The 13,529-nt window shown below is 45.1% G+C and carries 17 protein-coding genes and 1 tRNA gene; 8 read left to right on the top strand and 10 right to left on the bottom strand.

Going from position 1 to position 13,529, the window contains the following annotated elements:
* The coding region (locus ACLFWI_RS15410) for a DNA-binding domain-containing protein (RefSeq protein WP_446413653.1) at window positions 1-203 on the bottom strand (203 nt) is incomplete at its 3' end.
* A gap of 348 nt (window positions 204-551) precedes the next feature.
* On the opposite strand from ACLFWI_RS15410, the gene ACLFWI_RS15415 reads away from it, so the two are divergent.
* Together ACLFWI_RS15415 and ACLFWI_RS15420 are read left to right on the top strand one after the other, a co-directional pair.
* A complete protein-coding gene (locus tag ACLFWI_RS15415) occupies window positions 552-1,175 on the top strand; it encodes a type I restriction endonuclease subunit R (protein ID WP_446413654.1) in 624 nt (207 codons plus the stop codon).
* A gap of 20 nt (window positions 1,176-1,195) precedes the next feature.
* Window positions 1,196-1,777, top strand: coding sequence for a sugar O-acetyltransferase (locus tag ACLFWI_RS15420; protein ID WP_446413655.1), 582 nt, complete (start codon window positions 1,196-1,198; stop codon window positions 1,775-1,777).
* Window positions 1,778-2,554: 777 nt separating this feature from the next.
* Here the strand turns inward: ACLFWI_RS15420 and ACLFWI_RS15425 are convergent.
* A complete protein-coding gene (locus ACLFWI_RS15425; RefSeq protein WP_446413656.1) occupies window positions 2,555-3,520 on the bottom strand; it encodes a protochlorophyllide reductase in 966 nt (321 codons plus the stop codon).
* Window positions 3,521-3,875: 355 nt separating this feature from the next.
* On the opposite strand from ACLFWI_RS15425, the gene ACLFWI_RS15430 reads away from it, so the two are divergent.
* Window positions 3,876-4,064 carry a hypothetical protein gene (locus ACLFWI_RS15430; protein ID WP_446413657.1) on the top strand — a complete coding sequence of 63 codons (189 nt, stop codon included), beginning with the start codon at window positions 3,876-3,878 and terminating at the stop codon, window positions 4,062-4,064.
* 365 nt (window positions 4,065-4,429) lie between these two features.
* Here ACLFWI_RS15430 and egtC read toward each other — a convergent pair whose 3' ends face one another.
* Window positions 4,430-5,218, bottom strand: coding sequence for an ergothioneine biosynthesis protein EgtC (gene egtC, locus ACLFWI_RS15435; RefSeq protein ID WP_446413658.1), 789 nt, complete (start codon window positions 5,216-5,218; stop codon window positions 4,430-4,432).
* 210 nt (window positions 5,219-5,428) lie between these two features.
* Between egtC and ACLFWI_RS15440 the strand changes: the two genes are divergently transcribed.
* A complete protein-coding gene (locus ACLFWI_RS15440; RefSeq protein WP_446413659.1) occupies window positions 5,429-6,070 on the top strand; it encodes an ABC transporter permease in 642 nt (213 codons plus the stop codon).
* A gap of 95 nt (window positions 6,071-6,165) precedes the next feature.
* On the opposite strand, the gene ACLFWI_RS15445 is transcribed toward ACLFWI_RS15440, so the two are convergent.
* Window positions 6,166-6,531 carry a clan AA aspartic protease gene (locus tag ACLFWI_RS15445; protein ID WP_446410714.1) on the bottom strand — a complete coding sequence of 122 codons (366 nt, stop codon included), beginning with the start codon at window positions 6,529-6,531 and terminating at the stop codon, window positions 6,166-6,168.
* Window positions 6,528-7,022, bottom strand: a complete 495-nt coding sequence (locus tag ACLFWI_RS15450; RefSeq protein ID WP_446413660.1) for a Uma2 family endonuclease — start codon at window positions 7,020-7,022, stop codon at window positions 6,528-6,530. The genes ACLFWI_RS15445 and ACLFWI_RS15450 overlap by 4 nt, the downstream gene beginning before the upstream one ends.
* A 93-nt stretch (window positions 7,023-7,115) precedes the next feature.
* Between ACLFWI_RS15450 and ACLFWI_RS15455 the strand changes: the two genes are divergently transcribed.
* Window positions 7,116-8,390: an RNA-guided endonuclease InsQ/TnpB family protein gene (locus ACLFWI_RS15455; RefSeq protein ID WP_446413661.1), complete on the top strand. Its 1,275-nt coding sequence runs from the start codon at window positions 7,116-7,118 to the stop codon at window positions 8,388-8,390.
* On the opposite strand, the gene ACLFWI_RS15460 is transcribed toward ACLFWI_RS15455, so the two are convergent.
* Window positions 8,330-8,560, bottom strand: a complete 231-nt coding sequence (locus tag ACLFWI_RS15460; protein ID WP_446413662.1) for a hypothetical protein — start codon at window positions 8,558-8,560, stop codon at window positions 8,330-8,332. The genes ACLFWI_RS15455 and ACLFWI_RS15460 overlap by 61 nt on opposite strands.
* A 9-nt stretch (window positions 8,561-8,569) precedes the next feature.
* Entirely contained in the window at window positions 8,570-9,214 is a 645-nt protein-coding gene (locus ACLFWI_RS15465; protein ID WP_446413663.1) for an ABC transporter permease, read from the bottom strand.
* A gap of 301 nt (window positions 9,215-9,515) precedes the next feature.
* Here ACLFWI_RS15465 and ACLFWI_RS15470 point away from each other — a divergent pair, with 301 nt between their 5' ends.
* Window positions 9,516-10,154 carry an HAD hydrolase-like protein gene (locus ACLFWI_RS15470; protein WP_446413664.1) on the top strand — a complete coding sequence of 213 codons (639 nt, stop codon included), beginning with the start codon at window positions 9,516-9,518 and terminating at the stop codon, window positions 10,152-10,154.
* A 123-nt stretch (window positions 10,155-10,277) separates the two neighbouring features.
* Here the strand turns inward: ACLFWI_RS15470 and ACLFWI_RS15475 are convergent, their stop codons facing one another.
* The gene (locus ACLFWI_RS15475) at window positions 10,278-10,493 is read right to left on the bottom strand and encodes a hypothetical protein (protein ID WP_446413665.1); all 216 of its coding nucleotides are present in this window, start codon (window positions 10,491-10,493) and stop codon (window positions 10,278-10,280) included.
* Window positions 10,494-10,587: 94 nt separating this feature from the next.
* Here ACLFWI_RS15475 and ACLFWI_RS15480 point away from each other — a divergent pair.
* Window positions 10,588-10,659, top strand: a tRNA-Asn gene (locus tag ACLFWI_RS15480).
* A gap of 95 nt (window positions 10,660-10,754) precedes the next feature.
* Here ACLFWI_RS15480 and ACLFWI_RS15485 read toward each other — a convergent pair.
* The gene (locus ACLFWI_RS15485) at window positions 10,755-11,834 is read right to left on the bottom strand and encodes a tetratricopeptide repeat protein (protein WP_446413666.1); all 1,080 of its coding nucleotides are present in this window, start codon (window positions 11,832-11,834) and stop codon (window positions 10,755-10,757) included.
* A gap of 117 nt (window positions 11,835-11,951) precedes the next feature.
* Entirely contained in the window at window positions 11,952-12,611 is a 660-nt protein-coding gene (locus ACLFWI_RS15490; protein ID WP_446413667.1) for an RNA polymerase sigma factor, read from the bottom strand.
* Between the two features lie 289 nt (window positions 12,612-12,900).
* Between ACLFWI_RS15490 and ACLFWI_RS15495 the strand changes: the two genes are divergently transcribed.
* Entirely contained in the window at window positions 12,901-13,497 is a 597-nt protein-coding gene (locus ACLFWI_RS15495; protein WP_446410041.1) for a glyoxalase-like domain protein, read from the top strand.
* The last annotated feature ends 32 nt before the right edge of the window (window positions 13,498-13,529 follow it).

A 13,529-nucleotide genomic window follows, 5' to 3' on the forward strand; every position in this document is an offset into this window, starting at 1 on the left:
TTAACCAATCCCTCCAACACCATCATCTTCGCCTCAAGAGACGCCACCCGTTCATTCAGGGGAATCTCCTCACTACACCCCATATAAGACGCCAAGGCATTAATCACTACCTCCGTCTTTGACAACCCCGTGCGTTCAATGTAGTCAGTCAGACGTTGGTTAAGATGGGTAGGGATGCGGATACCGAGTTGGACTGAGTTCATCGGGAAAACCGGAAAAAGATATCCTAATCTAGCCAATGCCTAGCGGAATTTGACAAGAGTCTCGTATCAAATCTTAAACGTTTCACCCCAACCCCTTCCCAATCAAGGCATCGTACCCGTTAAGCCATTCCGCCGCAAGCCTTATCCTGTAGAGAATATAGGATTCAGAATCCGAGTTTTCAGTTAGCACCAACCCTTGTAGGGGCTTGGTTACCAAGCCCTATCCCAGAGAATCAGGATTCAGCGCCCCGATTCGGCTTACAGGTTAACAATCACCCCTAAAATGAAAGAACGCCCAGGCGTTGCCAACTCCCCAGAGAAATCGCCCCCTTATCTCAAATTGATGCCATGCCCCAAGTTATTGGTGTTACCAAAGCAATTACAAACTTAAACCAAGCGCATCAAACCTTTCAATTGCAGCCGACAACCAACCCAACCTTCTTCCCCGAATGGCTAGAACCCTTGCCAGAACTCAGTCTGGGGGAAATTGAAACGTGCGATCGCCTCCGAACCCGCTATCGTTACTATCAAGCCGAAGGTGCGATTACCGAAAGTACCGTAAACCTGATTATAATTGCTCCCATTCTAGAACTATTAGGCTTGTACGATCCCCCCTATCTGATCAAAGGGGAAAAATACATCAAAATTGAAATCGAAGACAAAGACCAAATCCTAGAGGGACTCATTGATATTTTAGTCATGCAGGATAGATTCTGGCTCATCCTTTTAGAAACCAAACGCTATGGTTTTAGTGTGATGCAGGCTTTACCCCAAACCCTCGCCTACATGATGTCTAACCCCATAACAGAGAATCCCGCTTATGGTTTAATCACCACCGGAGAAGATTACCTTTTTGTTAAACTAGACTCTCAGCAAAGAGAATATGATTTATCCGATAAATTTACCCTTTCAACTCGCCGTGAGAACCAACTGCATCGGGTGATTCAAATTTTAAAACGATTCGTAGAGTAGAAGGCAACTGTTAGTTTCTGATGAGTGAAAAACAGAAGATGTTAGCGGGAGAGCTATATCTAGCATCTGACCCTGAATTAAAAGCATTGCACAATCAAGCCTGTCATCTCACGCGCTTGTACAACGCCACAACCGAAGACGAAATAGAAACGCGATCGCACCTTTTACAAGACTTATTTGGCAAGCTGGGATCTAATCCTCAAATTAGTCCTCCCTTTTACTGTGATTATGGCAGTAATATCTATGTTGGCGATAATCTCTATATGAACTATGGCTGTGTGATTCTCGACTGTAATACAGTTCACTTAGGCGATAACCTGTTATGTGGTCCCTATGTCCAGATTTATACCGCCTATCATCCCACTGATCCCGCCCAAAGACTAACCGGACGCGAACTCGCTGCACCGATTAAAATTGGTAATAATGTCTGGATTGGTGGCGGTGCAATTATTGGTCCAGGTGTTACGATTGGTGATCACACAACCATTGGTGCGGGTAGCGTTGTGACTAAAAATATTCCCGCCAATGTTATTGCCGTAGGAAACCCCTGTCGGGTTATTCGACAGGTGAGTCCAACTCAACCTCCCATCCTAGACGTTTAACCAAAAAAAAGGCGATCGCCCTCTCTTGTTGAAAGAGAATAAACAGCGATCGCGCATTCTTATCTATCAGTGGCGTTGATTAAATAAAGACCCTGATCAAACACGTCACTTGAATCTGAAAATGCACCCTAATATCCATCTGCTATCACTAAAGTTTCACTTACCAGTACCTATTCGTTTAGAGCTATCTTGTTCAACGAATTGCTCCACTCAAACAGATTTTGCCGTTCTACAAAACTTTGTCTAGATTAAAAACACAAAGCTTGAACAACCTAACGGCTTGTTGGGTAAATGCGCCCTATCTAAATATCGTCAACATCAATCGTCCACAGCAATGGGATTTTCTTCTAGCTGTGAGAGTAAATTCCCTTACTGTAATACATCTAAGTAACCTTCTTTAGAAGGAATATTAACTATGGTAGAAAAGGATACAATAATTGTCAACGCTTTCGTAATACACTGTATTATTTCTTCGATTAAGTCGTCAGGACATGGACAAAACAACAGGAAACGGGGAATAGAGAACAGTCAGTAGTTGACACTTGTTAATATTTCTTAATACTTTATGTCCCAAGACTTACCAATTTTTTCCCAAATTATAGTCGGGGCAATTTATGAATCACCCCGACTCATGATCGGGAGTAATGGGGACGAAGGGTAACACCTAAGCTGTTTGGGATTTCAACCTGAATCTCAATAATGGTGAAATCCTTCTAGGGTGAGCCAGAAAGCTCGCAACCCATTCCCACTTGAAATGGGTGACAGCTTAGTCTCCGATCAAGCAACTCCGACTAACTTGGCGCTTAACTCCCACATCCGTTCCCCTTTTTGATCATCGCGGGCTTGGGGAGAAACCTTCTGCACAAAGGATTTACCATCTTTCTTCTGTCGGTTCCCCCAACTCCAATAGACACCAGATTGGCTATATTCAGGATCGGCAACGACAGCAGCAACCCGTTCACCTGCCAACTCCTGCGACACATACCCACCCGTGATGTGTTTCTGAAACAAGGGAAAGATTTTCTGAAACAGGGGATAGTGATTGCGGAACAGGGGTGTATCAGCCACACATCCTGGATACAGCGAACTGAAGACGATACCGGTTGACTCGTGATAGCGCCGATGCAGTTCTCGCATAGTCAGGACGTTACAGACTTTGCTATCTTTGTAGGCTTTGACGGGTTCAAACTTTTTGCCATCAATCATCGAGTGCGGCTCTTTGAATCCCGCTTCAAACCCCTTGAGTTGCCCTAAATCTGGACGCGGTGGAATCTTCCCACCCAATTCATCGGGATTGTGAGTCACCGTTCCTAAAATAACCAGCCGGGGAGACTCAGCCGAGGAATGTTTCAAATCCTCCAGCATCAGATTGGACAAGAGAAAATGTCCCAGGTGATTTGTGGCAACACTCAACTCATAACCTTCCGGCGATCGCAGGGGTTCCTTGAGTAAGGGCATATAAATGGCAGCGTTGCACACCAAGGCATCTAAGGATTTGCCGCTTTCCCGGAATTTAGTTACAAACTGGCGCACACTCTCTAAGCTACCCAAGTCGATATGCATAATCGTGTAGCTGTCCTCGGGCATCCCCACCTCTTGGGCAGCTTTCTGGGCTTTCTCTAAATTCCGACAAGCCATTACCACATGCCAGTTTCCCCTTTGCGCCAGGGCTTTGGCAGCATACAAACCCACCCCTGACGAGGCACCCGTAATTACAACCGTTGATTTCTGATGTTGTTCCATTTGGTTCAAAACTCCGTTAACCACCGTTAACTGCTTTCTAGGATCTCATCCCACTGATCTACCGATTTTACAGTTGAGTAGATCCAGTTGATCAAAAAAATTTCCGATGGATTGGGTAGAGAGGCAGAGATAAAATTTGTGACCTCGCTCACCAAAGGGATTCTGTCTAGTCACGGTTAGGCTGCATTGGAATTACTTATCCAGACCATACAGTATCACCAATCGTCTATTCAATCATCACCTAGGTTGTGTTATTCAATGCCTAGATCTTTTCTTTACAATTCAATATATTTGTTAATGGAAGTTTAAAAAGCTAGGAATTCAAAGTTAATCAATAATTATCAGGAGATTCATAATGACTTATTGCAACGTTTCTCATAACCAATCTCAGCACGGAGATAAATTGTCGTTAAAACTACGGTACAAAATGTTCAACTCAAAAACTGAGGACAAGTTTGAGGCGTGGATTACCCAAATAGAAGACGACTGGAATGATGAAATCGCTGCCTGTCTTCAGGGTCAATTTCCCGATTGGCGTGGCTAATCAGGAGTTGTCTTCGGCAGGGTATGAATGAATAAACCTAGGGTATGAGGCGATAAGTGCAGGCATCTAGAATGCAGGAATCCCACCAGATAACGGGATTCCGCAATACTGTTAAAAGATAGTTAAGCCGGAAAAAAATACCCTGGACTTATCTCAAACTAATCTTAAGAGCTAAGCTATAGAACTCAACCTATGCCTATTCGACTTAGTTAGACATCTAAGAAAACCCGAGCGTGAGAGAGCGCTGGGTTGAGAAAAATGAGATGGTAGGTATTTATTAGAATAACACAAACTTCAACGGCATTGAGATTGCGGTGCATCGGCATCCTCTGGAATGGGTCAAGTTCCATGACATTATCCGTTCTTTAGAATTGATTGATGCAAACTTCCAAATCCTCTTTAACCACCAGCAGGCTATTGGTTGGGCAACTGTGCCAATTCCCCGCAAACAAGGGTTCAGAGGCAACTAGGACAGCGTTAGGGTAATTGGGGTCATCCCTTACCCAGTAGAGAGTTGGCGCATTACTACCCGATGCGTAGCGGCTGGCAATGAGGCTATGCCCATCACTGAGAATTACATTGGCAGAAAAGCTAACTTGATCGGATTGGGCTAATTGGGTCAACTGGATCAAGGTTTGGGAGAAGGCTTTCTCTAAGGAAGCATCGGCAACCTTTTGCACTTCATTGACAAGGAGGGCAAAAATATGCTCAGAATCGGTTGTACCGTGGATTGACTGGTAAATTTCATCACTCAGGCGATCGCGAATCGGTCGATAGAGCGTTTGACGGAACCGTTCGATAAAACCATTGTGAATGAATAAGATGCGATCGCGGCGAAAGGGTTGACAGTTTCCCATATCCAAAGCTTGACCCGGTGTCGCACTCCGTACATAGGCGAGTACACAGTCAGATTCCACATAACGGCTCAATTCCGGTAGATTAATATCATTCCAGATGGGTAGCGTATTTTTGTAAGTAAACGGATCAACATCCTGGGTTAGATGATACCAGCCAATACCCAATCCATCAGCATTGACGACACCCGATGTCATCTCCTGGGGTAAGTAACTCTGAACAACCAGAGAACGTTCAGGTTTATACAAAAGCTGATCGAGTTGGACAGGGGAACCCAGGTAGCCCAGTAATCGGCACATGCTTATCTTCCATTGAATCCAATTGCATTTTAGGCTGGAATGGTAACTTTAGTGTAATCTGTCAATTTGACAGTTATTTAACTTTGCACTAAGTATCTGGACATCAATTTGGTTAAAGATTATACAAACTCATGAGTCCTTTGCTGTTTCCTGTTCCCTGTTAAGAGTTCCCTAGTTTCAACCATCAACTTTAATTTTGTCCGACTCCTGATGAACTATATTATTAACAATCCTGAAGATATTGTTCAATTACTGCTCGAACATCTCCAGATGACTGGTTTAGCCGTACTGATTGCGGTGGCGATCGCACTTCCTTTATCAGTGCTGATCACGCGCTACCGTTGGCTGAATATTCCCATTTTAGGGATTCTGGGCATCCTCTACACCATACCCAGTTTGGCGCTAATTATTCTGCTTGTACCACTTTTGGGGTTGAACCGTCAATCAGTCGTTGTGGCAATGATTCTCTATACCCAAGTGATTTTAGTCCGCAATTTTTTAGTCGCCTTACAATCGATTGATCCGGAAATTTTAGAAGCCGCACGCGGGATGGGGATGAATGCTTGGCAACGTTGGTGGTGGGTACAAGTTCCCCTGATTTTACCTATTGGTATTGCCGGAATCCGTTTGGCAACAATTGTCGCGATCGCGATTTCCACAATTGGTGCTAAATTTGGGGCGGGAGGATTGGGGGTACTCCTGTTTGATGGGGTGTCTCAGAGTCGCTACGATAAAATTTGGGCGGGGGCAATTACCGTGGCGATTCTGGCGTTTGCTTTAAATGGTATCTTGCTGGGATTACAGTGGCTATCGAATCCGCAACGAAAAATTAAGCTGATGAGTGAGGGTTGATTGAGAGTGGAGATTGGTAAAAGAGTTGGAGCAGGTGTTGTTGCATCTTAATGAGGTGACTGACTTTTGTGGTTCAGACTCTATGAAATCGAGGGCTAAATTTGTTCTAACGAAACTAAACCATTTTCTTCAAAATCAATTTCCAGATGATATCCTTCCATCAAAGCTGTTCCTAGTAAAGGTTTATAACCAGATGCTAAAATGGGGACTATTTTTTCTAGATTGTCCCAAACAATTGTTGCTAAATGTATAGATAACAAAGCTTCGCTACCATCGGCTAATCTTGCCTGCGTACTCGAATATAACGGAAGATTCATCGCACTGACTGCTTGTGGGGGTAAGGTAAGATGATCGTTGAACCCAGTATCGATAATGAAATCTAAAGAAAAATCAGGTTGTGTCGGTAAACGAAAAACTACTGGCACTATCGCTTTACCATCAATCAATCTGCCGTAAATCATTTGACAGTGCGCTCAATCGCGCCACCAAAGCTGACAGCAACATCATAACCAATCCGCATCGTAAATAACCTTGCGTTTGGTTTCTTCTGCTTTAATCTTAAGGCTGTTTCTACGCCAGTTTTATCAATTCCATATTCGCCTGTTTCAGAATCAATCACAATCATTTTGCCAATGTTATCACCATACTCAACTTGTTGGCGAATGCCATTTTCGTAAAATTGTTTAGCTCTGTGGGCAACTTCTTCTACACTCCAAAAAATAGCCTGCATAATAATTACACCTACTTTGTGCTTTTCAATTATTATATTCTGCCAACGTTCCCGACTCACCCAAGAGGCATCAGGAGAGCGAGTTGCACCATTGGGTAAAATAAAGCCAGTCGAGGAGTCAAAGGCTTCACCCAAATCCTCATTTTCTTCGTACCAGCGATCAAGTTGTCCGGTGAGGCTGCGGTTGCGTCTTCCAGTTTCCCAGCCTGTTGGTGGGTTCACCGGGAACTTGGGTCTGAAGCCTCCCCCTTTTAGGGGGACTTTTTCTCAGTGTGGTAATGTGGTAAGATGTTCTTATTGGACATTGCACAAGGCATGAAATCAAGATACCAGTACCGAATCTATCCGACCCCTGGTCAGCGTCAATCGCTGGCACAGTTGTTTGGGTGTGTTCGGGTGGTGTGGAATGATGCTCTTTTCTTGTGCAAGCAATCTGATAAGCTGCCCAACACCAGCGAATTGCAAAAGATCTGTATAACCCAAGCGAAAAAGACCAACGCACGGGAATGGTTGGAACAAGTGTCGGTTGTTCCCCTTCAGCAATCGGTTATTGATTTGGGGGTAGCTTTCAAGAACTTTTTCCAGTCCCGGTCAGGGAAACGTAAAGGGAGAAAGATTAAACCACCACGGTTTAAGCGGAAAACTAATCGCCAGAGCGCTCGGTTTACTCAACGTGGGTTTAGGGTTAAGGGATCTAAGGTGTACCTTGCCAAGATTGGGGAAATTAAAACCCATTGGTCGCGTCCCCTTCCGTCTGAACCCAGTTCTGTAACGGTGATTAAGGACTGTGCAGGTAGGTACTTCCTTAGCTTTGTCGTAGAGGTGGAACCGGAAATCAAGCCTCCTCAGAACCCATCAATCGGGATCGATTTGGGGATAAAGACCTTTGCATCCTGTAGCAACCGGGAAAAAGTGAATAGCCCAGACTATTCTCGCCTCTACCGCAAACTTAAGCGTTGCCAGCGACGGTTAGCCAAACGCGAACGGGGTAGCAAGCGGCGAGAGCGGATGCGGGTTAAAGTTGCCAAGCTCAATGCCCAAATCCGGGATAAGCGTAAAGACTTTCTGCACAAGTTATCCACCAAGGTAGTTAACGATAACCAAGTGATTGCCTTGGAGGATTTGAATGTTAGCGGTATGCTCAAAAACCGCAAATTATCACGGGCAATATCTCAAGCTGGATGGTATGAATTCCGGTCATTGTGCGAGGGCAAAGCCAACAAGCACAACCGGGATTTTCGGGTCATCAGCCGATGGGAGCCTACCAGTCAGGTTTGCTCAGATTGCGGATACCGATGGGGAAAAATAGACCTGTCGGTGCGGTCTATCCTGTGCATTAATTGTGGTGCTGAGCATGACCGGGATGATAATGCCTCAGTGAATATTGACCCTTCGACTTCGCTCAGGGTCAACACCGAGCGGAGCCGAGGTGTTGAAAAAGTCGGGGTAGGGCATACCCACGACTCTAAACGGACGGGGAGCGCGTGTAAGACCTCAGATGAGGCAGTGTGCGGTGAGCCGTCAACCCATCAAGAGTCTAGGCAGTCTTTTTTGGATTGGCTAACTGGAAAGGAATCACCGTCCTTGTAGGGCGGTGAGGATGTCAAAATTAACTCTCCTTTTGCACTTCTTTCCAGTCTCAAGTCGCGATTGGCTGCGGCTAAAGCAGCAAACTGTTCCTGGGTGACGTATAACCCAATCGCCTTGGGCAATTCAATCGATAGGGTTTCAGTTTCTCGACTAGCAGGTGTCTGTACCATCTTTGCCTCTTACGCGCTGTGGGAGGATGTCAATCGTTGTAAAATACTCAAACTCACCTCCGCCACTAATGCCAATATTGCCACCGGAATGGCACCAACTAATAGAATATTTTGATTATAAAGTGCAAATCCCAACACAATAAAACTCCCCAATCCCCCTGCACCAATAAAAGCAGCTAGAGTCGCACTGGCAATTACTTCAACTGTCGCCGTTTTAATCCCAGCAATAATTACGGGTAAGACTAACGGGATTTCGATTTGTTGCAGAATTTGCCGGGGAGACATCCCCATCCCTTTGGCGGCTTCGATGATAGTGGGTTCAATATTGCGAAAGGCAACATCTGTGCTGATCAAAATCGGTGGTAGGGCTAAAAGTGTCAACGCTACCGCCGCCGATTTGAAACTTAGCCCTAAATAGGGAATGGCAACGAATAAAATCGCTAAACTGGGAATGACTCGTAAGCCATTGACGGTATTAATTAAGACAGTAGAGGCAGTTCGCGATCGCGCACTCAGCAGCCCCAACGGTAAACCTAGCACCAAGCTGATGGTTAGTGGTACGAGTACCAATAGCAGATGTTGCCCTAGGGCTTCCCTCACGTTGTCTGGATGCTCGGCAATATAATTGAGGACTTCGGTAAACGTCTGAAACATTTGAGTTTTTCAGTCATTAACGTTTATCATACAGTAATTCTGCCCATGCCCGTGGTTGTCGTGATATGATTATAGGCGCGATTGTTTATCCCTAAAACCCAGATTTTGCTTGGTTTACATAAATTGTAATACCCAGTTTTTGATCGTCTCCTGCACTATAGCTCCTACGCTGAGGGAATTCGGATAAATCTTGGATGAACTGAGATGTTTCTGTCGTTGCCGTTTTAGCAGAATGTCCATTTAAATTTTCGCCTCATCTATCGGCATTTCGCTACTCATTATCACTTGTCGGAGCCAACTCATGAGTATAAAAGTTATTATTTTTGATTTTGATGGCACCTTGGCGGATACCTTCAACGCGATCGCCCTGATTGCCAATCATTTAGCGGACGACTTTGGATATAAACCGTTAATGGCATCAGATATTGAGAGAGTGAGAAATTTAAGCGCTCGCCAGATTATTCAAGAATCAGGACTTTCGTTATTTAAGATTCCTTTTCTGCTTAAGCGCATTCAATCAGAGTTACACAAGGATATTGAATCTTTAAATCCTGTTGTTGGAATACCTGAGTTGTTAAAGGCATTGAACAATCAAGAAAAGGTCATTGGTATATTAACGTCAAATAGCACCGACAATGTGAAAAAGTTCTTGGCGATACATAAGTTAGACTGTTTTTTTAATTTTATTGATTCAGAGCCGACAATTTTTGGCAAATCACGCGCCTTAAAAAGACTCATCGACTACCACGACTTTCAACCAAGCTCCCTTGTCTATATAGGAGATGAGACAAGAGATATTACGGCATCAAAGAAAATTAATATAAAGGTGATAGCCGTAACTTGGGGATTTAATTCTGCCGATGCATTAATCAACTATAACCCTGACTTTTTAGTTAAACATCCTCGTGAAGTGTTGAACGTCATCGCTCAATTGGATTAATTTCAGATCCGGCTGATACTCAATCGGCTGGGAAAACTGATGGGCTTGTGCATTTGTCACAATCTTCGCCGAGTCACAAGTTCTAACGTACCCCCCGTAGTGCTATATCTGTAAAATCTGCCCCTACACCGCTTCTAGACGTTCCACCGGAGGAGTCTCTACTTCCCCACAGCTTACGGTATTGCCATCTGCAATCTGCCATCTACGCCTATACCTTTTGCGATTATCCGGATAAGTATAGAGGAAACAGCATTGGCTAAAAGGCTTTGAACATAAGGCTTTCCGGCTCTTACTCTGGCTGTGAAATGAGGGGTATAACTGGGAAACAGAAGGTGTCACCGTGGATGCTCTGAAAAAAATTTTGCCAAAGGACTTGCCAAATCATCCCTTTACTGGGTAAGATTAGTAATCGTGGCAAGCGTTGAAGTCATGATCCTCAGTAGCTCAGTGGTAGAGCGGTCGGCTGTTAACCGATTGGTCGCTGGTTCGAATCCGGCCTGGGGAGTTAAAAAAATTCAGCAGACCGAAAAGATTCCGGTTAAGTAGAGACGTGCCATGGCACGTCTGAGAGCCGAGGAGCAAGGGAAAGATTTAACCGTTTCAATCTCCTCGCTGATAAAGGAGTTGGGCTAACTGATTGCGTAATAAAGCTTCTTGCTGAGTTTCACCGATCGCATTGGCGAGAGCGATCGCTTGTTCGTAAAATTGCTTGGCTTTGGGTACATTGCCTCTGGCGAGGTAAAATTCGGCAAATAACTGTAGTGTAACGAGTTCTCGGCTTAAACTTTCCTGTTCTTGGGCTAAGGCGAGATGTTGATTCAGGTATCGAATAGCCAGCAAATCTGGACCAATGATGCTGTAGGATTTCGCCAATCCACGCAGGGCGCGAAACTGATTAGGAATATCGCGGCTGTCTTGTGCCAGTTGTAAAGTGTAGCGATAGGAACCAATCGCATCTTTGTAGGAGGCGATCGCGAAATAGGCATCCCCTAAATTATTACGGGTATTTGCCTCTCCCAAGGGATCGCCTAATCGCCGTCGCCAGGTTATCGCCGCTTTATACAGCTTAATCGCCTCTAAATAATCACCCCCACTAGCGGCGACTAAACCCAGGTTGCTCAAACTAAGTCCTTCCCCTTCGCGATCGCCCACTGTGCGAGCAATGGTTAGGGCTTCAGTAAAGCTTTCTTGGGCGGCGTCGAGATCATTCGATTGCAGCAGCACCGTACCCACGTTATTCAAGGCATAAATTTGTCCCTGAAAATCTTGGAGGAAACGAGCAACCCCTAACCGACGGCGCAGAGACTCTTCGGCTTGGGAAAAGCGTCCTAAATCAGCATAAGTCAGACCGATATAATTGTAAGCTAAGCCCTGCCCTTCAAAATCGCCAATTTTTTGATAAAGATCCAACGCCTGTTGCCAATAGGCGATGGCTTTTTGCCAATTTTCTTGACGCTTTGCCTCTCCTCCTAACCGCAGGAGTATATCCGCCTCATTTCTAGCTTCCCGTTGAAGGCTCCTATTCAAGGGAATCGTCAATTGATCTTGTAAGTCAAAACCCTCGGTGTTGTTGGAGACGGTTTGACTTAGAGCCGGGTTACTCAAGATTAGTACCGCCCCAGAAATCAGAGCCACCGATGTGCGACGCATCACGTTCACCGAGAGATATCCTCTGTTCATTGATTGATGATTTTTTGTTCGGGATAGGGAATGTCTATCCCTAGTTTAACCACTGGGGAGTTTGAGGGGCTGTAAGTCGGATTCTTGCTGAATCAAAGATTACAGCGTCAGAGGATTTCACACGGGTACAGCATTGGATTCGGACTTGTCATTGGCATTATCCGCCGCTTGTTGTAAGTAAATCTCGCGAATATCATCGGGTAAGTTTGCCTCTAATCGCTGATACCCCTGCTGGAGTTGGCGTCTAACTTGAGCGGGTGCGATCGCTTCGCCTTCGGCTTGTAAATAGGCGGCGATGCGGGTTTCACTCCACTTAAAGGTTAAAGCCATTATCACAATTAACCGCATCAGAGGGGGTAACTGTTCTAATGCTGCCTCCAGATAACACCATAATGGGGGTGGTGCAGCTTGGAGGGTATAGTGAATGGACTCCACTGGGGGTAACTCCGCTTGATTGATGCAGACGGCTGTCATGTTAATTAGCCAGCTTTGGAAGGTATTGGACTCACTCGCCGCCTCTTTGATAAAGTCCATTCCCCGCAATTCATAGAAAATATGACGCCAAGTAAGGGCAAAGAGGTAGTCAGCTTGCACAGGCGATCGCGCCGAATGACGAATTAAGGTATAGACAATCGGACTATAGCGGCAAAAAATCGCCGTGAAATACTTTCCCTGTTCCGGATAGCGCTGAAACAGAGTCACCAGTTCGCGATCGCTGTAGTGAAACAGGGATTTGACTAGCGGATGGTTGGATTCAGAAAAATGTGGAATATGCACAGTCTTTACGTTCTAGCTAGAATTCCGAATGCGCGGCGTTAACTCTCCAGTAGATGCCTCCCTTATTCAGGTGTTATCCCTTTTGTCAAGGATTTAACAGTGAGTTGCTGACGCCTATCATACTTAGCGTGTAAGTTGTACCTACCAGAGCATTAGCATAGCTGGTTGAGCTTAGCTAAAATTAGTAACATCTAGTAACATCTATAGGACATCAGATGGTATTCATCATAAACCTGTAACAGGACAACCGATTCGTCAAACTTAAATCAACTCAACATAGCTTGTCAGAATGAATCTATCAGTTGATATTATTGCCTTTCGACTACCGCTCCTGCCTTTGGGTGCTTTTTTACCGTCTCTGCCATTAGATAGCCTTTTTTCCACCCAAGGCATTATGGTTATGCTCTTGGCAGCTTACGCGGTGGCGATGTGGATGTTTCTCACCAGTGCGCCAAAAGTACATACTGTTATGGTGTCTGATTTGGAGGTGGCACGGCAGTTTTACGAAGGCTTGCTGGAATTGTCCGCCGCGGAAGTTCCCTTACATTACTACTACAACTATGAGCAAACCCTAGGTGCAACTGGGATCGATCCCCTCTATCTATCCACCAATACCGGAACCACCAGTGCGACTCAACTCCAAGGAACCGAGGGACTTTGGTATCAGCTTAAAAAAAATACCCAACTCCATGTCATTTCCGGTGCCAGCTATGGGAATAAAAATCGACACCGCCATGTCTGCTTTGATCATGATTGCTTAGAACAAGTGTTGATGCGGGTACAAATGCGACGCCTCAAGTATAAGGTTCGCGCTCAAAAACCGTTGAATTTTTTAGTCAAGGATTTAGAGGGGCGCGTTATTGAAATGGCAGAAGTCTCGAATTAAGGCATGAGGATTATCGCTTAAGCGGTGAAGCA

The organism is Coleofasciculus sp. (genome assembly GCF_046539235.1).
Taxonomy (GTDB): Bacteria; Cyanobacteriota; Cyanobacteriia; order Cyanobacteriales; family Coleofasciculaceae; genus Coleofasciculus.